This window comes from Isoptericola sp. b515 (assembly GCF_030588125.1).
Taxonomy (GTDB): domain Bacteria; phylum Actinomycetota; class Actinomycetes; order Actinomycetales; family Cellulomonadaceae; genus Isoptericola; species Isoptericola sediminis.
Map to the genome: position 1 here is coordinate 280,543 of NZ_JAUQYR010000003.1, position 21,598 is coordinate 302,140.

Below are 21,598 nucleotides of genomic sequence, written 5' to 3' on the forward strand. Positions count from 1 at the left end.
CATCATCCCTGGTCATGACCGGATCACCGTCGCTCCGAGGCCTCACACCCATCCAAGGATTCCTCCTCGGCGTCGGCACCGCCGTCGTCAGCCTGCTCCCCTGGTTCGTGGCCGGGCTGCAGGCCCCGCCGATGGACGGCCCGCCCTGGCTGGCGGACGCTCGTGGCGCGCTCCTCCCCCTGAACCTGATGACCTTCGTGCGTCTCGGGGGAATCGTGGTCCTTCCCGGGGCAGCCATCGGGCTGGTCCTGCGCCGAGGCGCGTCCGGCTCGACGGGTCGTGCGGCCTGGGCCGCAGCTGCCGGGCTCGCCGTGGTCTTCGCAGGCGCGACGGTGCAGAGCCTCACGGTGATCCTGCCGAGACTCCGCCCTGACTCACCCGCCGCGCTCAACACCGTCCTCGGCGCGGTGGCTGTGGGAATCCTGCTCGTGCTGTCCGTCGTCGTCTGCCGCCTGCTGGCCTTCGGCTCCGTCCCGGCAGCGACCGTCGCCGCGGCGGTCGGCGCCGTCGCGGCGGGGTTCTGGCTGCCGACGCTGCTGCTGCCGCCCCCGGGGATCGTGACGGAGGGCGCGGTGCCGACGGAGCTGATGCGCGCGCTCTTCCGGGCCGTGGAACTCGCGCCCGCCGTGCTCACGGGATTGGCCCTGGCGTGGTGCGGCTGGACTCCCCTCCGCCGGTTGGCAGCCTGGGCGCTCGCTGTGCTGATCCTCTGGATCGGCCCTGCCGCCCTGCCTGTCCTGGCGCACTGGGGAACTCCGGGCGGGCCGAGCCTGGTGGCGCACTTTCCCCTCGTCCTCGACGACCTCGAGCGGTCACTGGACAGCGGCCTGCCGTACCCCGTCACGGCACTCGTCATCGGCGTCGTCGGACAGCTGGCCGTGCTCCTTGTCCGCCGGCGCCAGCGAGCGCGTCAGGCCGCCGTCGGCGCCGTCCCGACGGCGTGAGCCCGCTCGAGCCGCTCGACCAGCGCCACGACGGCGGCCGCGACCGGCACGAGCACGAGGTTGCCGAGCAGCATGGGCCGCAGGAACGGCAGCCCGGCGACGTAGCTCGCCAGGAGCCCGTCCAGACCAGCCGGGTAGAAGGTGCCGCGGCCCTGCAGCCAGACGCCGAAGTTCGTCCAGAGGTAGAACACCAGCGAGGAGCCGACGCCGAAGCCCAGCGCGGCCACGACGCGGCGGCCGCCGCTCGCCCGTCCGGTCCACCAGGCGCCGACGCCGATCGCCGCCCACGCGGTCCACGTGAACAGCAGGATCGCGGAGTTGGTCAGCAGCACGTCGCTGATCGCCACGACGACCAGCGGGGCGAGCATCGCCAGGCGGTGCCGCAGCAGGCCGGCCGCCGCGAACGCGGCCGCGGTGGACAGCTCCAGGTTCGGCGGGGCGCCCAGGTCGTCCTTGACGACCCGCCACACGATCGCCGCCACCACGAGCAGCACGGCGACCGCGGGGCGCCACCAGCGCTCGCCGAGGTCGCGCAGGGTCAGGTCCGTCGTCGGGGTCATTCGGTGATCTCCTCGAGCGTCCACGTGATCTCCTGGCCGTCCTCGGTCTCCAGCGATCCGGCGCCGACCTGGGCCATCTCGCCGTCGACGGACAGGGACCAGAACTCCTCGCCCTCGACGGCGGTCCGCCCCTGGATGCCGGTCACGTAGGCCATCTCGCCCTCACCGGTCACCTCGGCCTCCGGGTCGGCCTCGAGCAGCAGCTCCAGGGCCGTCCTGCCGTCCTCGCCGGTGTACGAGAACTCGGTGACGTCCTGCTCGGCCGACTCCTCAGCCGTGTCCTGCGGGGCGGAGACGGACGCCGAGGTGTCCACGGGGGTGGCCGCCGGGTCGTCGTCCTGCCCGCACCCGGCGAGCAGACCCACCGCGAGCGCGCCGACGGCGGCGGCGGACAGCAGGCGGGGCACGGTGCGCTTCGGGATTCTCACGCCGTCGAGCCTAGCCCGCGTCCTCGTCCGACCGTGCCGGGAGCCGCCATCCGGACGCGTGACCTCGCGCTCGCGCTGGACCAGGGCGTTCACGTCATGATGGGCGGGTGACCCGATGGTTCAGCGCACCCGACGCCCGCACCTGGGACGCGCCGGCGACGCACGACAGCCCGCGCGACTTCCACCGCACGCTGCCCGGCTACTCCCCCACCCCGCTGGTCGAGCTCCCCGAGCTCGCCACGGAGCTCGACGTGGGACGCCTGTTCGTCAAGGACGAGTCCTCCCGGCTGGGGCTGCCCGCCTTCAAGATCCTCGGCGCCTCCTGGGCCTGCCGGCAGGTGCTGGAACGTCAACCGGGCGCGGAGCTGGTCACGGCGACCGACGGCAACCACGGCCGGGCGGTGGCTCGCACCGCCCACCAGCTCGGCGTCCCGGCGACGGTGTTCGTCCCCGACGTCATGGAGCAGGCGACCCAGGCAGCCATCGAGGCCGAGGGGGCGACCGTCGTGCGGCTCGACGTCGGGTACGACGACGCGGTCCGTGCCGCGGCGGACTACGCCGACGCCGCCGACACCCGGGCGCTGGTGCAGGACACCGCCTGGGAGGGCTACACCGACGTCCCGGCGTGGATCGTCGACGGCTACGGCACCCTGCTGGAGGAGGTCGACGAACAGCTCGGCCGCACGCCGGACATCGTCGCCGTGCCGGTGGGCGTGGGTTCGCTCGCCGAGGCCGTGGTGCGCCACTATCGCCGCCCGGACACCCCGCACCCGACCGTGCTCTCCGTCGAGCCGGACAGCGCGGCCTGCGCGCTGGAGAGCCTCGCCGTGCACGAGCCCGTCACCGTTCAGACGGGATCGACGGTCATGGCGGGCCTGAACTGCGGCACCGTCTCCAGCACGGCATGGCCGGTGCTGCGCGACGGCTGCGACGCCGCGGTCACCGTGAGCGACGACGAGGCCGAGCAGGCGGTGGCCGACCTGGGCCGGCTCGGCATCTCCTCGGGACCCAGCGGTGCCGCCACGCTCGCCGGCGTCCGCGCCGCACTGGCCGAACCACACCGCCGCGAAGCGCTCGACCTGCCGCTGCACCCCGTCGTCGTGCTGCTCAGCACCGAGGGCGCCCCGCACGACACCGAGGGATCCCCCGCATGACCGCGAGCGCCCCCGGCCCCACCGCCGACGCCGTCCCGCCGGCCCTGGTGGACCGTGCCCGGCGGTGGCGTCACGACCTGCACCGCATCCCCGAGACCGCGTTCACCGAACACGCGACCGCCGCGTATGCCGCACGCGTGCTGGAGGAGCTCGGGTACGTGGTCGTCACCGGCATCGGCGGCACCGGCGTCGTCGCCTCGCTGACACGCGGCACCTCGGGCCGGTCGGTGGGGCTGCGCTCCGAGCTCGACGCGCTGCCGATCACCGAGGCGAGCGGTGTCGAGTACGCCTCGACCCATCCCGGGGCGATGCACGCCTGCGGGCACGACGGCCACCTGGCGATGCTGCTGGGGGCCGCCGCGCTGCTGGCCGAGGGCGGCGGACTCGACGGCACGGTCCGCCTCGTGCTGCAGCCCGCCGAGGAGCCGGGGCACGGGGCCCGAGCGATGGTCGACGACGGGCTGTTCGACCGGTTCGCGGTCGACCGGCTGTTCGGGATCCACAACATCCCGGGGCTGCCGGCCGGGCACCTGCGCACCCGGCCGGGTCCGATCATGGCCGGGGAGGACAACTTCACCGTCGCCGTGCGGGGCCGCGGCGGGCACGCGTCCGCCCCGCACCTGGTGGTCGACGCGCTCGTCGTCGCCGCGGAGATCGTCGTGGCGCTGCAGCACGTCGTCGCGCGCAGCGTCGACCCGGTGAGCACCGCCGTGCTGTCGTGCACGGACCTCCGCACCGACGGCGCCCGCAACGCCATCCCCACCCACGCCACGATCACCGGGGACACCCGCAGCTTCGACCCGGCGGTCAGCACGCTGCTGGAGCGCCGCATCCGGGAGGTCGCCGCCGGGGTCGCCGCCGCGCACGGCGCGGAGGTCACCGTCGACTACACCCGCGAGTTCGCACCCACCGTGAACGACGGTGCGAGCGTGGCCCTGGCCGGGCTGGCCGCGGCGCGGGCCGTGGGCATGGACAGGCTCGACGTCGACGCCCCGCCGATCATGGGCAGCGAGGACTTCGGCGTGCTGGCCGGTCACGTGCCGGCGTGCCTGGTGTTCCTCGGCAACGGCACCGCACCCGACGCGGGCGGGGTGCCGCTGCACAGCGCCGACTACGTCTTCAACGACGACGTGCTGGCGGCCGGCATCGCGTTCTACCGCGAGGCCGTGGTCGAGAGCCTCTCGACGCCCGACGAGACTCCGGTGTAGGCCTCCCGGCGTTACTCCTCGACAGGGTGCGGCGAGGGTGTCGGAACGCGTGTCTACCCTTGCGTGGGTGAACATCGAGCAGCGATCACCGCGGCGTGGTCACGTCTTCGTCGACGAGAGCAAGCGGCGGGACTATCTGCTGGTGGCGGCCGTCGTCGTCCCGCGCGAGATCGCCGCGGCGCGGCAGGTCGTGCGGGGGCTGATGCTCCCCGGCCAACGTCGGCTTCACATGGTCAAGGAGAGCCAGAGCCGACAGCGCAAGATCCTGTCGGCCCTCGAGGAGCTGGATGCTTCCATCACGCTGTACCGGGCCGGACAGACGTACCGCACCGAACTCGAGCGCCGCGAGGTCTGCCTTCGCCGGCTGGTCGAGGATATGAAGGCCGGAGATCACGCCCGTTTGCTGCTGGAGCGGGACGAAACGCTGGTCAGGAGCGACCGCAAGGTCATCCAGCACGAGCATCGGCGGTTGGGGTGCACGTTCCGGTACGACCACGACACCGCCGCCCAAGAACCGTTGCTCTGCATCCCCGATGCCGTGGCGTGGGCGTTCAGCCGTGGCGGCGACTTCCGGCGCCGGGCCGAGCAGCTCACCGACGACGTCGTCGACCTGTAGACAGCGCGAGACCCGAGCGCCACAACCGTCCGGAAGGGTCTCGGGTCCACTTCCCACCGCTAGTGCGATGAGCTGCCACCAGTGTATGGCGGCCTCGCGCTCCCAGGCAACGGCTGCAGGAGGACACCCTCACCGCACCGAGCCGGGATTGATCAGCCGCGCTGGAAGGCGCGGCGAACGTGGGCGACCTGTTCGGGGGTGAGCTCCCACCGGATCTCACCGCGTTCCGCGAGCAGTCCGTACTCCGCCCGAAGGACGTTACGGATCTGCTGAGCGGGGACCCCGAGCTCCCGCTCGAGGTCCGCCGGGGTCATCGGTTCGCTGTCCACGCCGCCGGCTCCTAGGCGTCGATCTGCGCGCGGTCCAGGGCGTTCGCCCCGGCCACGATGAACTCCTTGCGCGGCGCGACGTCGGAGCCCATGAGCAGGTCGAAGACACGCTCCGCGGCCTCGGCGTGCTCGACGGTCACCCGGCGCAGCGTGCGGTGGCGCGGGTCCATCGTCGTCTCGGCGAGCTGGTCGGCGTCCATCTCGCCCAGACCCTTGTACCGCTGGATGTCGTCCTTGTAGCGGCGACCGGCCTTGTCGAGCTTCTTCAGCGTCGCGTTGAGCTCGGCCTCGGAGTACGTGTACAGGTACTCGCCCTTGCGGCGGCCCGACCCGAGCACCTCGATGCGGTGCAGCGGTGGCACGGCGGCGAACACGCGGCCCTCGGTGAGCAGCGGGCGCATGTACCGGTAGAAGAGCGTCAGCAGCAGGGTGCGGATGTGCGCGCCGTCGACGTCGGCGTCGGTCATCAGCACGACCTTGCCGTACCGGGCGGCGTCCACGTCGAAGGAGCGGCCCGACCCGGCGCCGAGCACTTGGATGATCGCGGCGCACTCGGCGTTGCGGAGCATGTCGCTGATCGACGCCTTCTGAACGTTGAGGATCTTGCCGCGGATGGGCAGCAGCGCCTGGAAGTCGGAGGACCGCGCGAGCTTGGCGGTGCCCAGGGCGCTGTCCCCCTCGACGATGAACAGCTCGGAGCGCCCGACGTCGTCGCTGCGGCAGTCGGCCAGCTTGGCGGGCAGCGAGGAGGACTCCAGGGCGTTCTTGCGCCGGGAGATCTCCTTCTGCTTGCGCGCGGTGACGCGGGCGCGCATCTCGGCGACGACCTTCTCCAGCAGCAGGGAGGCCTGCGCCTTGTCGTCCCGCTTGGTCGAGGTGAGCAGCGCCTTGAGCTCGTCCTCCACGACGCGGGAGACGATCTGGCGCACCGGCGCGGTGCCGAGGACCTCCTTGGTCTGCCCCTCGAACTGCGGCTCGGCGAGCCGGACGGTGACGACGGCGGTCATGCCGGCCATCGCGTCGTCCTTCTCGATGCGCTCGGCGGAGTCCTTCGCCGAGACCTTCAGCCGGCGGGCGTTGGCCTCGACCTGCTTGCGGATCGTCTTGAGCAGGCCCTGCTCGAACCCGGTGCGGTGCGAGCCGCCCTTGGGCGTGGCGATGATGTTGACGAAGGTGCGCATCTCGGTCTCGTAGCCGACGCCCCACCGCAGCGCGACGTCGACCTCGCAGTCGCGCTTCACCTCCTGGGAGGTCATGTGCCCCTTGGCGTCCAGGACAGGCACCGTCTCGGTGAACGAGCCAGACCCCGTCAGGTGCCAGGTCGAGGTGACCGCGGTGTCCGGGGCGAGGAACTCCACGAAGTCCACGGCGCCGCCGGAGTGCTGGAAGACCTCCTCGTGCGGCCCGGACTCCCCCGGCGTGCCGGGCAGGCCACGCTCGTCGCGCACGGTGATCTTCAGCCCGGGCACCAGGAACGTCGTCTGCCGCGCCCGCGTGACCAGCTCGTCGTAGGAGAACACCGCCGACTTGGGGAAGATCTGCCGGTCCGCCCAGTAACGCACCCGGGTGCCGGTGCGCTTGCGGGGCGCCTTGCCGACGACCTCGAGCTCGGAGTGGTCGACGAACGGCTCGAACGGGGCCTCCGGCGTCGGGCCCGTGGCGGGGTCGGCGAAGGTCCCGGGCTCACCGCGGTGGAACCGCATGCCGTAGGTCTTGCCGCCGCGGTCGACCTCGACGTCGAGCCGCGCGGACAGCGCGTTGACGACGGAAGCGCCCACCCCGTGCAGGCCGCCGGAGGCGGTGTACGAGCCGCCGCCGAACTTGCCGCCGGCGTGCAGCTTGGTGAAGACCACCTCGACGCCGGACAGGCCGGTCTTCGGCTCGGCGTCCACGGGGATGCCGCGGCCGTCGTCCTCGACCGTCACGGAGGTGTCGGCGTGCAGCACGACGCGGATCGCGCTGGCGTGGCCGCCGAGCGCCTCGTCGACGGAGTTGTCGATGATCTCCCACAGGCAGTGCATCAGGCCGCGGGAGTCGGTGGACCCGATGTACATGCCGGGTCGCTTGCGGACCGCCTCGAGACCCTCGAGGACGGAGAGATGGCGTGCGGTGTACCCGGACTCGGACGTGGCTGTCACGCGGTCGAGGGTAGCCGAGCCCGCTGACAGCACCGCCCAGGCGCCCCGCTGGTGGCCGAGATGTGACCCGCGGCGTTGATCGCCGACAGCGAACCGGGCCCCCTCCCGGGAAGAAATCGCGGCCCAGATGGTTTGATGGTGGCGTGAGCACCATGACGGAAGACACGACCCAGATGACCGCCGCCGACCGCTGTGACCGCTGCGGGGCCCAGGCCTACGTGCGTGTCGAGCTTCCCGCCGGGGAGCTGCTGTTCTGCGGCCACCACGCCCGCGCCCACGCCGACGCCTACCAGTCCGTGGCCACGCACGTTCAGGACGAGACCGATCGTCTGCACGCCGAGCACGGCGCCTCCTGACCCCCACGACGACCTGCCGGGGACGCCCCGGACCGACGAAGGCCCCGCACCGACCGGTGCGGGGCCTTCGTCGTGTCGAGGCGGGCACGATCCGGCGAGCGCGCCTCGCGGACGCCGGCATGGCGCGATCGCGAACCATGTCGGCAATGCGTCCGACGTCTGACGTGTGCGTTTGCGGTGCGTGTGTCCAGGACCCTGCCTACCGTGAAACAGGGCGTGACACGGTGCATCCACGAGGAGGGCCGGACGGTGAGTCTGCCCAGGAGCGTCATGAGGGCCGCGCTGGCGTCGATGTTCGCGGCGGCGATGCTCGCCGTGTCGGTGCCCGCCCCGACCGCAAGCGCCGAGACGGCGTCCCCCGTCGCGGACCAGCAGACCATCGTCGGCCTCGTGACCGTGAACGGCGAGGTTCCGACGACGGGTGTCCACGTCACGGTCGTCGCCGCCGCCGACGGCGAGGACGAGAGGACGTGCGGCGACTTCGTCACCGGAGAGGGCGCGACCTTCGAGCTCATCCTTCCCGCCGAGTGCGGCCCGGGAGCGACGGCCGTCTTCCGCGTCGACACCGGGAGCGAGTCCGGCACGGTCGTCGAGATCACCGAGGACCCCCGGTTGACGGCGACGGTCGACTTCCAGCTGTCCGACGCCGAGCTGGAAGCGCTCGGACTCCAGGCGCAGCCGTCGCCCGACGTCGCGGTGGTGCAGACAAGCCCTCCCCTGCAGGGGACGGACCTGCGCGTCGTCGTGCTGAGCACCGTCATCCCGGCGACCCTGCTGCTGGTGGTCATGGTGCTGATGAAGGGCAGCTTCTGGAGACGCGGCGCGCCGTCCGGCGGCGGGTCGACGTCCGAGGACAAGGGGGACGGCAGCTACCGCTCGCAGATCGAGGGCATGGTCCTGGTGATGGTGGTGCTCTCGGTCATCCTGCTGGGCGTCACCGGCAAGATCGGCTCCGACGGACTGGTCTCGGTGCTGGCGGCCATCGTCGGGTACACCGTGGGACGGCAGGTCGGCAGCAAGGAGACGTAGCAACGGCCCACGCCGGGCACGCCCGACCGCTGTGGGTATGAAAGATGCCGCCCTCCCGGGGAGGAGGACGGCATCTTTCATACCCACACGCGGGGGTGTCGGTCAGTCGAGGTAGTCGCGCAGCACCTGCGAGCGCGACGGGTGCCGCAGCTTCGACATGGTCTTGGACTCGATCTGACGGATCCGCTCACGCGTGACGCCGTAGACCTTGCCGATCTCGTCGAGCGTCTTGGGCTGGCCGTCCTGCAGGCCGAACCGCATCGAGACCACGCCGGCCTCGCGCTCGGACAGTGTGTCCAGCACCTGGTGCAGCTGCTCCTGCAGCAGGGTGAACGACACCGCGTCCGACGGGACGATCGCCTCGGAGTCCTCGATGAGGTCGCCGAACTCGCTGTCGCCGTCCTCGCCGAGCGGGGTGTGCAGCGAGATGGGCTCGCGACCGTACTTCTGGACCTCGACGACCTTCTCCGGGGTCATGTCGAGCTCCTTGGCCAGCTCCTCCGGCGTGGGCTCGCGGCCCAGGTCCTGGAGCATCTGGCGCTGCACGCGGGCGAGCTTGTTGATGACCTCGACCATGTGCACCGGGATACGGATGGTGCGGGCCTGGTCGGCCATCGCGCGGGTGATCGCCTGCCGGATCCACCAGGTGGCGTACGTCGAGAACTTGTAGCCCTTGGTGTAGTCGAACTTCTCGACCGCGCGGATCAGACCGAGGTTGCCCTCCTGGATCAGGTCCAGGAACAGCATCCCGCGGCCGGTGTACCGCTTGGCGAGCGAGACGACCAGGCGCAGGTTCGCCTCGAGCAGGTGGTTCTTGGCGCGGCGGCCGTCGTGCGCGATCCAGCGCAGGTCGCGCCACATCTTGCGCTCGTCGGCCGAGGCCTTGGTGCGGTCGAAGTCGGCGAAGTCCTGCGCCAGGCGCTCCTCGGCGAACAGGCCGGCCTCGATGCGCTTGGCGAGCTCGACCTCCTGCTCGGCGTTCAGCAGCGCGACCTTGCCGATCTGCTTGAGGTAGTCCTTGACCGGGTCGGCCGTCGCGCCGGCGGTGACGACCTGCTGGGCGGGCTGGTCGTCGTCGTCGGTGTCAGAGACGACGAAGCCGCCGCCCTCCTCCTCCTTCTTGCCGCGCTGGAGCTTGATCCCGGTGACGTGGATCTCGCGGGGGCCCTCGCCCTCCTCGTCCTCGACCGGGACGCCGTCCGGCTCCGGGGCAGGCTTGTGGGCCTTGGCCGCCGCCTTGCGCGTGGTCGTGGTCGTCGCCGCGGCCTTCTTGGCCGCCGGCTTCTTGGCGGCCGTCTTCTTCGCGGCGGGCTTCTTGGCCGCCGTCTTCTTCGCGGCCGACGTGGTGGCCTCGCCGGACTCGGCGTCCGCGGACGAGGTGTCCTCGGCCTCCGACGTCGCGCCGGCGGCCGCGGACGTCGTGGACTTCTTCGCGGCAGGCTTCGACGCGGGCGCCTTCGCGCGCGTCTGGGTCTTGGTGGACGAGCTCGCGGCCGCGGCGACCTTGGTCGCCGTGGGCACGCCGACCTCGACACCGGCGCCCGCGAAGGCGCGCAGCACGGCCTTCAGGCGCTTCGGGTCACCCACGGACGCGTGCTCGCAGGCAGAGCGGAAGCTCTCCGCGTCGACACGACCGTTCGCGGTGCCGCGGTCGAGCAGCTCCTGCAGGGCAGGGTGGTCGAACTCTCGGGGCAGCGGGGGGTTCTGCGCAGTGGACGCCACAAACCGACCTTTCGGCGTTCGAGGGAGACGGTGGACCGCGGTCGGAGCCTGGGACGAGGGCCTCTCGACGCAGCGGAATACCTATATTGTACTGGCGGTACCAGGGAAGAGGGGCCCGGAGGGCCCTCGCCGCCTCGCCACGGCTGCGCTTCCCGGTACGTCATCGGTGGTCACGCAGGTGAACGCCGGATGACGGCCCGTCTATTCCCTGTCGGATCCTCGGCGTGGCGACACGCGGGTCAGCGGCGTGGCGTCACGGCTTGACGGCCAGCACCGGGCACGGGGCCTCCAGCAGGATGCGCTGTGCGCCGGAGCCGAGGATGAGCTTGCCCACGGGGCTGCGCCGTCGCAGCCCGATGACGATCAGCTCCGCCTGCGCCTCGAGGGCCTCGCGGACCAGGTCCTCGGCGAGGTCGCCCGTGCCCGGCACCACCACGTGCTCGATCGACGCGGCCTCCAGCCGCTGCGCGACGTCCTCTCCCCCGGAACCCGGACTGATGACCACGAGTCGCGTCTGGCGCTGCAGGGCCTCCGCCTCGGCGGCGGCCAGCGCCTTCTCGCCCTCGGGAGTGCTCAGATGTCCCACGACGATCGCCATGCCTGCACGCTACCGGACGCCGCCGCCCCGGGGTCTGCCGGACGGGCCGTCCGCTCGCTGGTCGGCCCGGACCCAGCCGGGCGGCAGCCCCGCCGACACCGCACCGTGAACCAGCCGCGCCAGCCGGTACGTCGCGTCGACCGCCAGCGCGCCCTCGACACGCCGCGCCGCCCGCGGCCCGTCGCCCTGCCACCAGGCCAGGAACGCGAGCAACGTCAGGGGTGGCGCCTGCAGCCGCCGGGGCACGTGCGCCACCACCTGTTCGAGCACGACGGCGCCGCGTCGCAGCCGCGCCGGGTCCGGGGCCACCGCGTGGTCGGGGTCGACGACGGACGCCATCGCGCGGGCGGCGCCGGCCTCGTCGTCCTCGACCCCCTCGACGGTCGCCGCGGTGGCCTCGTCACCGCGGGGCAGCAGGCTCAGCAGCGCGGCGTCGCGCACCCGCCGGTCGGCCAGGCCGGCACCGACGCGGCCGAGCAGGGCCGGGCCCAGCGCGGGGTCCGCGGCCGGGTCGTCGTCGACCTGCCCCAGGGCCGACCGCCAGGCCGACCACGCCTCGCCCCGCCACCGTCGGGCGGCCTCCTCGTCGCCGGTGGTCGGTCGGGCGCTCTCGCGGCGTCGTGCCGCCCGGGCTGCCAGCCCCCGGGCCGCGGCGGTGGCGGCCGGGAGGCGGAAGGCCTCCTCCGCCGAGTCCGCGAGCGCGCGGCCGGCCAGGACGTGGGCCGCCCCCACCGGCCCGTGCTCGAGGGCGGCGGTCGGGAACCCGCCGGGCGGGCAGCACGCGACGTCGTCGCAGTCCAGGCCGCGGTACCCGTGCGGTGTCACGAGCCAGCGGTCGACCTCGACGGTCGGGGCGACGACCCGGCGGACGGCCTCCACCCGGTCCATGGCGGCCGCGACCTCCCCCGCGGTGTACAGGGCGAGCAGGCAGAAGGTCGGGTCGACGTCCGCGACGGCACGGGTGAGCGGTTCCAGACCGGCCGTGACGTCCCCGGGGCCGGCGAGGTCGGGCAGGCCGACGCGGGCGACGAGCCCGAGGCGCCCGGACGCGGTCACGCAGGCCAGGACGACGGACTCGGTGGGCCGGAACCCCAGCCGGTACGGGACGGCGGCCAGGAGGTCGTGGGCGTCACGGAGGCGGACGGTGTCGGGTGCGGGGTCACAGGTGGTCGTCATGAGGCGAGCACACTGCCTCGCGGCACCCGGCCGCCGCGCCCCGGCCCGTCCCGCGGCCGGGCCTGGGGACGGGCCCTGCTGGGGGTGAGCGCCCACTACGGTGTCCCCGTGTCCTCGACCAGCCGCCCGCGTGCCGACCGCACGCCGGGACCCGCCGCGCGTGCCGTCGCGACGGCCGCCCTCGTGGCGTGCCTCGTGAGCGGCTGCGGCACGGCCGAGGGCCAGGGAGCGGCGTCGGGCCCCGACCCCACCGGCGACCCCTCCGACGTCCCGACCGCCCTGCCGTCGTTCGACCCGTCGTCGGCCGTCGGTGACTACGCCCAGGGATTCCCCACCGGTCTGCTGGGTGCCCCGAAGAAGGCGACGGTGCTCGCCAGCTCCGCGCTGCCGGCGGAGGACGGACTGGTGGAGGTCTCCCTCAACCTGGCGACGAACCAGTCCGCCCGCAAGGTCATGGCGTCCTACGCGCGCCGGCTGGACGAGGCCGGCTTCGCCGAGGCCGACGAGGTCCCGGCCTCCGGGCTCGCCGCGCGGTCGGTGTTCACCCGCACGCGGGACACCAAGAAGGCGGCGGTCGAGACCGTCCTCATCGGCGTGCTGGACGACGGCGAGCGGCGCCTGGTGTCGTTGTCCGGCACGGTGGCCGCCGACGGGCCGACCGACGGTTCCTGACCACCGGACGAAGGCCCGGGGACACGCAGGACACGGTCGGGTCACGATCACCGGCCCAAACTACTCAGCACGCTTAGGCTGTGCCCATGCCTGCTGCCGCGACCCCCCTGGTCGAACTCGAGAACCTCCGCACGGACGTCGACACGGCACTGCGTGCCCACCTCGCCCGGCTGGGCGAGGAGGTCGCGGAGATCGGTCCCGGGACCGCGGCACTGACGGAACACGTCTCCACGCTGCTCGACGGCGGCAAGCGCCTGCGTGCCGCCTTCTGCTACTGGTCGTTCCGCGCGCACGGTGGCGCCCCGACCGGCGCCACCCGTGACGCCGTCGTCCGCATCGGTGCCGCCCTCGAGCTGTTCCAGGCCGCCGCGCTGCTGCACGACGACGTGATGGACGCCTCCGACACCCGCCGCGGCCGTCCCACGGCCCACCGCGTCTTCGCCGCACGGCACGGCGACAACGCCTGGACGGGCGACGGCGAGCGGTTCGGCACGGCGGTGGCGATCCTGCTGGGCGACCTGTGCCTGGTGGCCTGCCACCGGGAGGCGGCCGCCGCGCTGGACGCCGTCGAGCCCACGGTCGCCCGCGCCGCCCGCGACCTGTTCGACACCATGACGAGCGAGGTCGTGGTCGGCCAGTACCTCGACGTGCTGGTGCAGGCCGAGCCCTGGGGCCTGGACCCCGTCGCCGACGAGCAGCGCGCCCGCACGGTGCTGCGCTCGAAGTCGGCGCGCTACTCGGTGGAGCGTCCGCTGGCGCTCGGCGCGGTGCTGGCCGGCGCCGGTGCGGAGGAGGTCGAGGCGATCAGCGCCGTGGGGCTGCCCGTCGGCGAGGCCTTCCAGCTCCGCGACGACCTGCTGGGCGTGTTCGGCGACCCCGCGGTCACCGGCAAGCCGGCCGGCGACGACCTGCGCGAGGGCAAGCACACCGTGCTGGTGGCCCGGACCCTGGCCGACGGCGGCGAGGAGGCCCGGGCCCTGCTGTCGAAGCACCTGGGCGACCCCGAGCTCTCCGCCGAGGACGTCTCCGCGCTGCGGGACACCATGACGGCCTCGGGGGCGGTGGACGACGTCGAGGCCCTCATCGACGAGCTCGCCAGTGCTGCGCTCGAGCGCCTCGCGTCGTCCGACCTCAGCTCCCCCGGCCGCGAGGTGCTCGCCGACCTCGCCCGGGTCGCCGTCGACCGGCGGGCCTGACCGGTTCTCAGCCGAGCGCCTGCGCCAGCCGGCGCACCTGCGCGCGCCGTCCGGCACGCAACGCGCCCACCGGGGTCGTGCCGAGCGTGGAGTCCTCGGTGAACAGCCACCGCAGGGCCTCGGCGTCGCTGTACCCGGCGTCCCCGAGCAGGATGAGCGTCCCGCGCAGGGTCTCGAGCACCGTCGCCCCGCCGTCCGACGTCTCGACGACGAACGCGGCCGGCACCTGGAAGGTGGTCCGCTCCCCGCGCTTGACCCCGATCACGTGGCGGGAGGACACCATGCCCCGCACCTTGCTGACGTCGGTCCCCACCGCGTCGGCGAGGTCGGGCAGGGTCAGCCAGTCGCCGACCAGGTCGTCCAGGGGGGTCTGCTCAGGTGCATCGCTCACGGCGCCAGCCTAGCCTCCACGCCCGCCCGCCCGAGGCCCCGTAGGATCGGCCCGTGGCCTCCACGACGACCGATCCCCTGCTCGGCCGCCTGGTCGACGGGCGGTACGAGATCGCCGCGCGCGTCGCGCGCGGCGGGATGGCCACCGTCTACCGGGCGCACGACCGGCGTCTGGGACGCGAGGTCGCGCTCAAGGTGATGCACCCGCACCTGGCCGACGGCGTCGACGGCGCGAGCTTCGTCTCGCGTTTCCGCCGCGAGGCGCGCGCCTCGGCCCGGCTGTCCCACCCCGGCGTCGTCGCCGTCTTCGACCAGGGCCTCGACGGCGACACCTCGTACCTGACGATGGAGTACGTCGAGGGCGGCAACCTGCGCGCCGCGCTGCTGGAGGGACCGCTGGCGGTGGGCCGTGCCCTGGACGTCACCACCCGGGTGCTCGACGCGCTCGCCGCGGCCCACCGCGTGGGACTGGTGCACCGGGACGTCAAGCCCGAGAACGTCCTGCTGGGCCACGACGGCTCGGTGAAGGTCGCCGACTTCGGTCTGGCGCGCGCCGTCACGGAGGTGACCTCGACCGCCAGCGGGACCATCCTCGGCACGGTCGCCTACCTGGCCCCGGAGGTCATCGCGTCCCGCGGGGCCGGCCCCGCGACCGACGTGTTCGCCGTCGGCGTCCTGCTCTCCGAGATGCTCACCGGCACCGTGCCCTACCCCGGCGAGCCCGCGATCGGCGTGGCCTACCACCACGTCCACGACGACCTGCCGGCACCGTCGGAACGCGTGCCCTGGCTGCCGCCGGAGCTCGACCGCCTCGTCGCCTCCTTCACGGCGCGCGACCCGCAGCAACGGCCCGTGGACGCCGCGGCGGCGAGCGCCGCGGTCGCCGCCGTGCGCGCCACGCTGGACGACGGGACCCTCGCGCGGCGCGCGGAACCGCCCGTGCTGCCGGCCCCGGTCGACGACGAGCACGACGCCACCGGGCCGGACGGCGAGCCGCGGGCGTCGGCGCTCCCCTCGGACGCCGTCGACGCGATCCCGGCCGCGCTCTTCACCCAGGACGCCGGGCCGGACCACCGCACCGAGCACCTCGTCGTGGCCCCGACGCACACGATGACGGCCCCGGTCCGCACCGGACCGAGCACCGGGCCGACCGGTGGCGGACGCACCGACCGACGCGGCGCCGTCCTGCGCACCGTGCTCCTGGTGCTGCTCCTGCTCGGAAGCCTCGGTGCCGGCGCCTGGTGGTGGTTCGCCGCCGGCCCCGGCGCGTGGACGACCGTGCCGGCCGGGCTCACGGGCGTCACCGTCGAGGACGCGCGCACCGAGCTGTCCTCGCGGGGCCTGGAGGCCACCGTCCAGGAACGCCACCACGACGAGGTCCCCGCCGGGGACGTGGTCTCGACCGACCCCGCGGCCGGCGACCGGGTCCGTCAGGACGGGGCCGTGACGCTGGTCGTCTCCCTCGGGGTGCGCATGCTGACGGTGCCCGAGAACCTGGTGGGTGCCGATCGTCAGGACGCCCGGTCGGCGCTGGAGGGAACGGGGTTCACCACCAAGGTCGAGGGCGCCTACGACGACAGCGCGCCGAAGGGCCGGGTCCTGGCCGTCTCAGTGCCCGAGGGGTCCGAGCAGCGGCACGACACCGTCGTGACGCTCACCGTCTCGGACGGACCGGCTCCCGTGACGGTCCCCCAGGTCGTCGGCCGGACCGGCGCCGAGGCGGAGGAGGCCCTGGCCGGGTTCGGCCTGCGGACGGCCTACGCCGACCCGGAGCCGTCGGCGGAGGTCGCCGAGGGGACGGTGCTGCGGCAGGACCCCGAGCAGGGCGAGACGGCGTCCCGCACGGACACCGTCACCCTGACGCTGTCGTCGGGCCCGCCGCAGGTCGCCGTGCCCGACGTGATCGGGATGACGACCGGCGAGGCGACCACGGCCCTCGAGGAGGCCGGGTTCGAGGTCGAGGTGGACGGGCTCCTGGGCGGCTGGCTGCCCGCGTTCAGCGACGAGGTCCGCGACCAGGACCCCACCGGCGACGCACCGGCCGGCTCGACGGTGACGATCACCGTCTGGTGAGCATCTCCGCGACCTGGAAGGCGGTCTCGAGCGACTGCTGGTGGTTGAGCCGCGGGTCGACGAGCGTCTCGTAGCGCTCGGCCAGCCCGGCGTCGGAGATCTCCTCGCTGCCGCCGAGCACCTCGGTGACGTCGTCGCCGGTGAGCTCCATGTGCAGGCCGCCGGGGACCGTGCCGAGCTCGCGGTGCACGGCGAAGAACCCGGTGACCTCGTCGAGCACGTCGGTGAACCGGCGCGTCTTGAAGCCGCTCTCGGAGGTGATGGTGTTGCCGTGCATCGGGTCGGTCACCCACGTCACGGCCAGACCGGCGTCGGTCACGCCCCGCACGACGTCGGGCAGCACGTCGCGCACCTTGCCGGCGCCCATGCGCGTGATGAACGTCAGGCGCCCCGGGGTGTTGTCGGGGTTGAGCCGGGCGGCCAGCGCGATCGCGTCGTCCGCCGTCGTGGTCGGGCCGAGCTTGACCCCGACCGGGTTGGCGACGTGCGAGAGGAACTCGACGTGCGCGCCGTCGAGCTGCCGGGTGCGCTCGCCGATCCACAGGAAGTGCGCGCTGGTGTCGTAGGCGCGGCCGGACCGGGGGTCGACCCGGGTCAGGGCACGCTCGTAGTCGAGGATGAGCGCCTCGTGGCTGAGGAAGAACTCGACGGTGCGCAGGGCGTCGAAGTCGGCCCCGCAGGCGTCCATGAACCGGATCGCCCGGTCGATCTCCGTGGCGGTGCGCTCGTAGCGCGCGTAGGCGGGGTTCTCCATGAAGCCGCGGTTCCACTCGTGCACACGCCGCAGGTCGGCGTACCCGCCCTGGGTGAAGGCACGCACCACGTTGGCAGTCGCGGCGGAGATCCGGTACGCCTGCTCGAGGCGGGCGGGGTCCGGGATCCGCGACGCGGGGGTGAACGCGTGACCGTTGACCATGTCCCCGCGGTAGCACGGCAGGGTGACGCCGTCGCGCGTCTCGGTGTCCGCCGAGCGCGGCTTGGCGTACTGGCCGGCGAGCCGGCCCATCTTCACCACGGGGGTGCTCGCCCCGTGGGTGAGGACGACGGCCATCTGCAGGATGGTGCGCACCTTGTTGCGGATGCGGGTGGCGTTCGCGTCCGCGAAGGTCTCGGCGCAGTCGCCCCCCTGCAGCAGGAACGCCTCGCCGCGGCCGGCCGCGGCGAGGCGTTCGGTGAGCGTGTCGGCCTCGGCGGGCACCACGAGGGGCGCCGCGACCGCCAGGCGGGCGGCGGCGGCGTCCAGGGCGTCGGCGTCCGGCCACACCGGCTGCTGCCGGGCCTCCAGCTCACGGAACCGGTCCAGGCCCTGGGGGTCGGTCCCGGGCGCGACGACGTCGACGGCGGTGCTCATGGTGCCCGTCCGCCTCAGTGCTCGGTGGGCTGGGCGGGCACGAGCGACTGACCGAGGTCGGCCAGCATCTCGCCGAACCACTCCTGGTGGACGTCGAAGGCCTTGCCGCCGGCGATGCGCGGGAACGCGATCGCCTTGAGCCTGTCCTCGTCCTCCTCGTCGTGGCCGATGACGCCGGGCTCGCCGCGCAGGGCGCACTCGACCGCCAGGTCCGTCATCGACTTGATGAGACGCAGGTCCTCGGCGTTCGCTGCCGCGGCACGCGAGTAGTAGCCCGACTTCTGGACCATGACCTTCTCGGCGCCCAGCTTCTCGGCGAACTGCTGGGCGAACCACTGGCCCGGGTTGATCGTGTCGAGCTTGACGTGGCCGAACGGGTCGCGCTGGACCTCCTCGCCGGCCGCCTCGAGCTGGGCGACGATCTCGTGCATGCCCGCACCCTCGGACAGGAAGATGTTGACGTTGCCGTGGGTGTCCATGACCGTCTTGAGGCGCTCGGCCTCGGCATCGATGTCGATGGCCAGCTCGGGCACGAACACCGCGTGCACGTCCCAGCGCTCGCGGGTCAGACCCAGCGCCGGGGCGAACTCCTGGGCGTCGAGCCACTTGCGGTACTCCGCGGCGGCGGCGGCCGTCAGCCAGCCGCAGTGGCGGCCCATGACCTCGTGCACGATGAGCATGCGCGGGCCGGAGCGGTGCTCGCCGATGACGTTGGCGGCGAACCCGGCCGCCTCCTCGGCGGCGGTCCAGGCGCCGAGCGACTGCTTGATCGGCACCACGTCGTTGTCGATGGTCTTGGGCAGACCGACGACGGTGAGCTCGTAGTCGTTCTCGTGCAGGTAGGCGGCGAGGTCCGCGGCGGTCGTGTTGGTGTCGTCGCCGCCGATGGTGTGCAGGACGTCCACGCCGTCGGCCTTGAGCTGCTCCGCGGCGACGTGCAGCGGGTCCTGACCCTCCTGGACGAGGCCGCGCTTGACGCAGTCGGCCGCGTTGGTCAGCTTCACGCGCGAGTTGCCGATCGGCGAGCCGCCGAAGCGGTGCAGGATGCCGGCCTGGCGGCGCGCCTCCGCACCGACCTCGATCTTCGTGCCGGTGAGCAGGCCGTGGTAGCCGTACTGGTAGGCGATGATCTCGATCGAGGGGTCGAGCTCGTTGTAGCGCTCGATGAGGCCTCCGACCGCGGAGGACAGGCACGGGGCGAAACCACCGGCGGTCAGCAGGGCCACACGACGGACCGACATGAGGAGCAACCTCTCCTAGGGGATGAACAGCGCTCCCCATCCTACGAGGGCCGTCACGCCCCCGCGGCCCCGTCTCAGCGCTCGGGTCGGTCCCCGTCCGGGGCGGGCCCCCGGTCCGACGCCGAGCTGCCCGGCGTCGGGTCGACCGGCAGGCCCTGGGCGATGCGCGCCTTGGCCGTGGCCGCGTAGACGTCGACGTACTCCTGCTCGCTCAGGCGCAGGATCGCGTACACGATCTCGTCGGTGACGGCGCGCAGGACGAACCGGTCGTTCTCCATGCCGCGGTACCGGCTGAAGTCCAGGGGCTCGCCGATGACGACGCCGATGGGCATCGGCTTGGGCAGCACCTTGCCCAGGGGCTGGGCGACGTCGGTCCCGACCATCGCCACGGGCACCACGGGCGCGCCGGACTCCAGGGCCAGCCGGGCCACCCCCGTCTTGCCGCGGTAGAGGCGGCCGTCGGGGCTGCGGGTGCCCTCGGGGTAGATCCCGAAGAGCTCGCCCTCGGACAGCACCCGCAGACCCGTCCGCAGCGCGGCCTCGCTCGCCTTGCCGCCCGACCGGTCCACCGGGATGGTGCCGACCCCGCGCATGAACCCGGCCACCAGCCGGCCGCGCAGCCCGCTGCCGGTGAAGTAGTCCGACTTGCCGAGGAACTTCACCTGCCGGTCCAGCACCAGCGGCAGCACGAAGGAGTCGATGACGGCGAGGTGGTTGCTGGCCAGGATCGCACCGCCGGTGCTGGGCAGGTTGTCCACACCACGGGTCCACGGGCGGAAGGCCATGCGCAGCACCGGTCCGACCAGCACGTGCTTCATCACCCAGTAGAACAACGGTCCTCCTCGCGGCGTCACCGACGACAATAGAGTGTTCCCATGGCCTCATCGAACCGGGACGCGGATCCGGACGACCTCCCGGACGCCGACGTCGACGCCCGTTGGACGGATATCGTCGCACGACTCGGCGACGTGGAGCAGTCGGGGCGCGACCTCGGACGACCCGAGGAGACCGTCGGCGGGACGGCGTCGGAGACGGTGACCGACCCGGAACCGACCGACGACGACGCGCCGTCGGCGCCCGTCGCGCGGGCGGCCGGCCCCCGGGACTGGCCGGCCTCCCCCGAGGTCGAGGCGCTCGAAGAGACTGAGTCGCACTTCGTGCCGCCGGACCCGGGGCCGATCACCCACCGCGACCCGCTGCTCACCCTCGCCTGGACCGTGGTCGTCGCGGTGCCGGTGCTCACCGTGCTCAGCGTCGTCCTGCGCGCGATGCTCGCCCAGCTCGTCGTGCCCGGCTGGCTGGGTCCGGCCGCCGGCGGGGCGTTCGTCGCTGCCGTCGCGGTGCTGGTCTGGCGCATGCCGGCCCGGCGCGACCCCGAGGACGACGGCCCCGGCGCGGTCGTCTGAGACCGCGCCCGGACCGCCGGGGTCAGCGTCGGGCCAGGTCGGCCGCGCCCACGATGCCGGCCTCGTTGGCGTGCTGGGCGAGCTCGACCTGGGCGACGGGCCGGTGGCCCAGCGCCGAGAGCTGCGCCTCGTAGGCCTTGCGGATCGGCAGCAGCAGCAGGTCCCCGGCGGCGCCGACACCGCCGCCGATCACGAACAGCTCCGGGTCCAGCAGGGCGGCGACGGACGCGGCGCCCTCGCCGATCCAGCGCCCGAGGTTCGCGAGCAGGTCGATCGCCAGCGGGTCGCCCTCCTGGGCCGCCTGCGTCACGTGCGGGCCCTGGATGGCCTCGCGGTCGCCGCCGGCCAGCTCCAGCAGGCGCGCGGCGGCGTCACGGTTGGCCACCGCCGCCTGCCGGGCGTCACGCACGAGGGCCGACCCCGAGGCGTACTGCTCCCAGCAGCCCTCGTGGCCGCAGCCGCAGTAGTGCCCGCCCGGCACCACCCGCATGTGCCCGACCTCGGCGGCCACGCCCCACTTGCCGCGCACCAGCTCGCGGTCGACGACGACGGCGCCACCGAGCCCCGTCCCGACGGTCAGCATGATCATGTCGGTGGCGGCCCGGGCCGCACCGAAGCGGAACTCCGCCCAGCCGGCCGCGTTCGCGTCGTTCTCCACGACGACCGGGACGTCCAGGTCCAGCAGGTCGCCGACGCGCTGCGCCAACGGGTACTCGCGCCAGGCGATGTTCGGCGCGAACAGCACCGAGGACCGGTCGGGGCTGACGAAACCGGCCGCGGCCAGGCCGATCGCACCGACCTCGTGCTCCCGGGCCAGCTCGGTGCACGCGTCCGCGATCGCACGGTCGATGCTCGCGACGTCGTCGGCGACGGTGTCCCGCCGGACCTTCGCCAGGATGCGCCCGGCCTCGTCCACGACGCCGACGGCGATCTTGGTTCCGCCGATGTCGACTCCGATGGCGTGCATGCGTACGACCTCACGTTCGCTCGTCGGGGGGACGTCGCACGGCC

Annotated in this window: 22 protein-coding genes; 10 read left to right on the forward strand and 12 right to left on the reverse strand. The window is 73.3% G+C overall.

What is annotated here, in order from left to right; genetic code table 11:
- Positions 1 to 14 precede the first annotated feature (14 nt).
- On the forward strand, positions 15 to 944 hold the full coding sequence (locus tag Q6350_RS10295) for a hypothetical protein (RefSeq protein WP_305066101.1): 930 nt from the start codon (positions 15 to 17) through the stop codon (positions 942 to 944).
- On the opposite strand, the gene Q6350_RS10300 is transcribed toward Q6350_RS10295, so the two are convergent.
- Both Q6350_RS10300 and Q6350_RS10305 read right to left on the reverse strand, forming a co-directional pair.
- Positions 911 to 1,504 carry a DUF6580 family putative transport protein gene (locus tag Q6350_RS10300; RefSeq protein WP_305066102.1) on the reverse strand — a complete coding sequence of 198 codons (594 nt, stop codon included), beginning with the start codon at positions 1,502 to 1,504 and terminating at the stop codon, positions 911 to 913. The two genes, Q6350_RS10295 and Q6350_RS10300, sit on opposite strands and share 34 nt — an antisense overlap.
- Positions 1,501 to 1,932 (reverse strand): DUF4430 domain-containing protein, encoded by a 432-nt coding sequence (locus Q6350_RS10305; RefSeq protein ID WP_305066103.1) that lies wholly within the window; start codon positions 1,930 to 1,932, stop codon positions 1,501 to 1,503. Before Q6350_RS10305 ends, Q6350_RS10300 begins: the two co-directional genes overlap by 4 nt.
- Positions 1,933 to 2,039: 107 nt before the next feature.
- Here Q6350_RS10305 and Q6350_RS10310 point away from each other — a divergent pair, with 107 nt between their 5' ends.
- The 3 genes from Q6350_RS10310 to Q6350_RS10320 all read left to right on the forward strand — a co-directional run bounded on the left by Q6350_RS10310 (position 2,040) and on the right by Q6350_RS10320 (position 4,910).
- Positions 2,040 to 3,086, forward strand: coding sequence for a pyridoxal-phosphate dependent enzyme (locus tag Q6350_RS10310; protein WP_304604189.1), 1,047 nt, complete (start codon positions 2,040 to 2,042; stop codon positions 3,084 to 3,086).
- A complete protein-coding gene (locus Q6350_RS10315) occupies positions 3,083 to 4,294 on the forward strand; it encodes an amidohydrolase (protein WP_305066104.1) in 1,212 nt (403 codons plus the stop codon). The genes Q6350_RS10310 and Q6350_RS10315 overlap by 4 nt, the downstream gene beginning before the upstream one ends.
- 67 nt (positions 4,295 to 4,361) lie before the next feature.
- The gene (locus Q6350_RS10320) at positions 4,362 to 4,910 is read left to right on the forward strand and encodes a hypothetical protein (RefSeq protein WP_305066105.1); all 549 of its coding nucleotides are present in this window, start codon (positions 4,362 to 4,364) and stop codon (positions 4,908 to 4,910) included.
- A gap of 152 nt (positions 4,911 to 5,062) precedes the next feature.
- Here Q6350_RS10320 and Q6350_RS10325 read toward each other — a convergent pair whose 3' ends face one another.
- Together Q6350_RS10325 and Q6350_RS10330 are read right to left on the reverse strand one after the other, a co-directional pair.
- The gene (locus Q6350_RS10325; RefSeq protein WP_171248103.1) at positions 5,063 to 5,239 is read right to left on the reverse strand and encodes a hypothetical protein; all 177 of its coding nucleotides are present in this window, start codon (positions 5,237 to 5,239) and stop codon (positions 5,063 to 5,065) included.
- Positions 5,240 to 5,250: 11 nt separating this feature from the next.
- Entirely contained in the window at positions 5,251 to 7,377 is a 2,127-nt protein-coding gene (locus tag Q6350_RS10330) for a type IIA DNA topoisomerase subunit B (protein ID WP_305066106.1), read from the reverse strand.
- A gap of 152 nt (positions 7,378 to 7,529) precedes the next feature.
- On the opposite strand from Q6350_RS10330, the gene Q6350_RS10335 reads away from it, so the two are divergent.
- On the forward strand, positions 7,530 to 7,733 hold the full coding sequence (locus Q6350_RS10335; protein ID WP_171248320.1) for a hypothetical protein: 204 nt from the start codon (positions 7,530 to 7,532) through the stop codon (positions 7,731 to 7,733).
- Positions 7,734 to 8,003: 270 nt separating this feature from the next.
- A complete protein-coding gene (locus tag Q6350_RS10340) occupies positions 8,004 to 8,762 on the forward strand; it encodes a hypothetical protein (RefSeq protein WP_305066107.1) in 759 nt (252 codons plus the stop codon).
- A 102-nt stretch (positions 8,763 to 8,864) separates the two neighbouring features.
- Here Q6350_RS10340 and Q6350_RS10345 read toward each other — a convergent pair whose 3' ends face one another.
- The 3 genes from Q6350_RS10345 to Q6350_RS10355 form a co-directional block, all read right to left on the reverse strand.
- On the reverse strand, positions 8,865 to 10,484 hold the full coding sequence (locus Q6350_RS10345) for an RNA polymerase sigma factor (protein WP_305066108.1): 1,620 nt from the start codon (positions 10,482 to 10,484) through the stop codon (positions 8,865 to 8,867).
- A 253-nt stretch (positions 10,485 to 10,737) separates the two neighbouring features.
- A complete protein-coding gene (locus Q6350_RS10350; protein WP_304604195.1) occupies positions 10,738 to 11,082 on the reverse strand; it encodes a universal stress protein in 345 nt (114 codons plus the stop codon).
- Between the two features lie 9 nt (positions 11,083 to 11,091).
- The gene (locus Q6350_RS10355; RefSeq protein WP_305066109.1) at positions 11,092 to 12,258 is read right to left on the reverse strand and encodes a DUF4192 domain-containing protein; all 1,167 of its coding nucleotides are present in this window, start codon (positions 12,256 to 12,258) and stop codon (positions 11,092 to 11,094) included.
- A 108-nt stretch (positions 12,259 to 12,366) separates the two neighbouring features.
- Here Q6350_RS10355 and Q6350_RS10360 point away from each other — a divergent pair, with 108 nt between their 5' ends.
- Together Q6350_RS10360 and Q6350_RS10365 are read left to right on the forward strand one after the other, a co-directional pair.
- Positions 12,367 to 12,930, forward strand: a complete 564-nt coding sequence (locus Q6350_RS10360) for a hypothetical protein (protein WP_305066110.1) — start codon at positions 12,367 to 12,369, stop codon at positions 12,928 to 12,930.
- Positions 12,931 to 13,016: 86 nt separating this feature from the next.
- Positions 13,017 to 14,126: a polyprenyl synthetase family protein gene (locus tag Q6350_RS10365; RefSeq protein ID WP_304604198.1), complete on the forward strand. Its 1,110-nt coding sequence runs from the start codon at positions 13,017 to 13,019 to the stop codon at positions 14,124 to 14,126.
- A 7-nt stretch (positions 14,127 to 14,133) separates the two neighbouring features.
- Here Q6350_RS10365 and Q6350_RS10370 read toward each other — a convergent pair whose 3' ends face one another.
- On the reverse strand, positions 14,134 to 14,517 hold the full coding sequence (locus Q6350_RS10370; protein WP_304604199.1) for an Rv2175c family DNA-binding protein: 384 nt from the start codon (positions 14,515 to 14,517) through the stop codon (positions 14,134 to 14,136).
- 53 nt (positions 14,518 to 14,570) lie between these two features.
- Here Q6350_RS10370 and pknB point away from each other — a divergent pair, with 53 nt between their 5' ends.
- Positions 14,571 to 16,589: a Stk1 family PASTA domain-containing Ser/Thr kinase gene (pknB, locus tag Q6350_RS10375; protein ID WP_305066111.1), complete on the forward strand. Its 2,019-nt coding sequence runs from the start codon at positions 14,571 to 14,573 to the stop codon at positions 16,587 to 16,589.
- Here pknB and Q6350_RS10380 read toward each other — a convergent pair.
- The 3 genes from Q6350_RS10380 to Q6350_RS10390 form a co-directional block, all read right to left on the reverse strand.
- Positions 16,576 to 17,940 carry a class II 3-deoxy-7-phosphoheptulonate synthase gene (locus Q6350_RS10380; RefSeq protein ID WP_304604201.1) on the reverse strand — a complete coding sequence of 455 codons (1,365 nt, stop codon included), beginning with the start codon at positions 17,938 to 17,940 and terminating at the stop codon, positions 16,576 to 16,578. The genes pknB and Q6350_RS10380 overlap by 14 nt on opposite strands.
- 14 nt (positions 17,941 to 17,954) lie before the next feature.
- Positions 17,955 to 19,181, reverse strand: coding sequence for a pyrophosphate--fructose-6-phosphate 1-phosphotransferase (locus Q6350_RS10385; protein WP_304604202.1), 1,227 nt, complete (start codon positions 19,179 to 19,181; stop codon positions 17,955 to 17,957).
- Positions 19,182 to 19,255: 74 nt separating this feature from the next.
- Positions 19,256 to 20,014 carry a 1-acyl-sn-glycerol-3-phosphate acyltransferase gene (locus Q6350_RS10390; RefSeq protein ID WP_246246770.1) on the reverse strand — a complete coding sequence of 253 codons (759 nt, stop codon included), beginning with the start codon at positions 20,012 to 20,014 and terminating at the stop codon, positions 19,256 to 19,258.
- Positions 20,015 to 20,056: 42 nt separating this feature from the next.
- On the opposite strand from Q6350_RS10390, the gene Q6350_RS10395 reads away from it, so the two are divergent.
- On the forward strand, positions 20,057 to 20,587 hold the full coding sequence (locus Q6350_RS10395) for a hypothetical protein (RefSeq protein ID WP_304604204.1): 531 nt from the start codon (positions 20,057 to 20,059) through the stop codon (positions 20,585 to 20,587).
- Between the two features lie 22 nt (positions 20,588 to 20,609).
- Here Q6350_RS10395 and Q6350_RS10400 read toward each other — a convergent pair whose 3' ends face one another.
- The gene (locus tag Q6350_RS10400) at positions 20,610 to 21,554 is read right to left on the reverse strand and encodes an ROK family glucokinase (protein WP_171248091.1); all 945 of its coding nucleotides are present in this window, start codon (positions 21,552 to 21,554) and stop codon (positions 20,610 to 20,612) included.
- Positions 21,555 to 21,598 lie beyond the last annotated feature (44 nt).

Excerpts from the sequence above, each read along its gene's own strand:
- Q6350_RS10385 (WP_304604202.1), bottom strand. The coding sequence starts at position 19,181 with ATGTCGGTCCGTCGTGTGGCCCTGCTGACCGCCGGTGGTTTCGCCCCG.
- Q6350_RS10340 (WP_305066107.1), top strand. The coding sequence starts at position 8,004 with ATGAGGGCCGCGCTGGCGTCGATGTTCGCGGCGGCGATGCTCGCCGTG.
- Q6350_RS10355 (WP_305066109.1), bottom strand. The coding sequence starts at position 12,258 with ATGACGACCACCTGTGACCCCGCACCCGACACCGTCCGCCTCCGTGAC.
- Q6350_RS10295 (WP_305066101.1), top strand. The coding sequence starts at position 15 with ATGACCGGATCACCGTCGCTCCGAGGCCTCACACCCATCCAAGGATTC.
- Q6350_RS10400 (WP_171248091.1), bottom strand. The coding sequence starts at position 21,554 with ATGCACGCCATCGGAGTCGACATCGGCGGAACCAAGATCGCCGTCGGC.
- Q6350_RS10315 (WP_305066104.1), top strand. The coding sequence starts at position 3,083 with ATGACCGCGAGCGCCCCCGGCCCCACCGCCGACGCCGTCCCGCCGGCC.
- Q6350_RS10395 (WP_304604204.1), top strand. The coding sequence starts at position 20,057 with ATGGCCTCATCGAACCGGGACGCGGATCCGGACGACCTCCCGGACGCC.
- Q6350_RS10350 (WP_304604195.1), bottom strand. The coding sequence starts at position 11,082 with ATGGCGATCGTCGTGGGACATCTGAGCACTCCCGAGGGCGAGAAGGCG.
- Q6350_RS10380 (WP_304604201.1), bottom strand. The coding sequence starts at position 17,940 with ATGAGCACCGCCGTCGACGTCGTCGCGCCCGGGACCGACCCCCAGGGC.
- Q6350_RS10365 (WP_304604198.1), top strand. The coding sequence starts at position 13,017 with ATGCCTGCTGCCGCGACCCCCCTGGTCGAACTCGAGAACCTCCGCACG.
- Q6350_RS10300 (WP_305066102.1), bottom strand. The coding sequence starts at position 1,504 with ATGACCCCGACGACGGACCTGACCCTGCGCGACCTCGGCGAGCGCTGG.
- Q6350_RS10335 (WP_171248320.1), top strand. The coding sequence starts at position 7,530 with ATGACGGAAGACACGACCCAGATGACCGCCGCCGACCGCTGTGACCGC.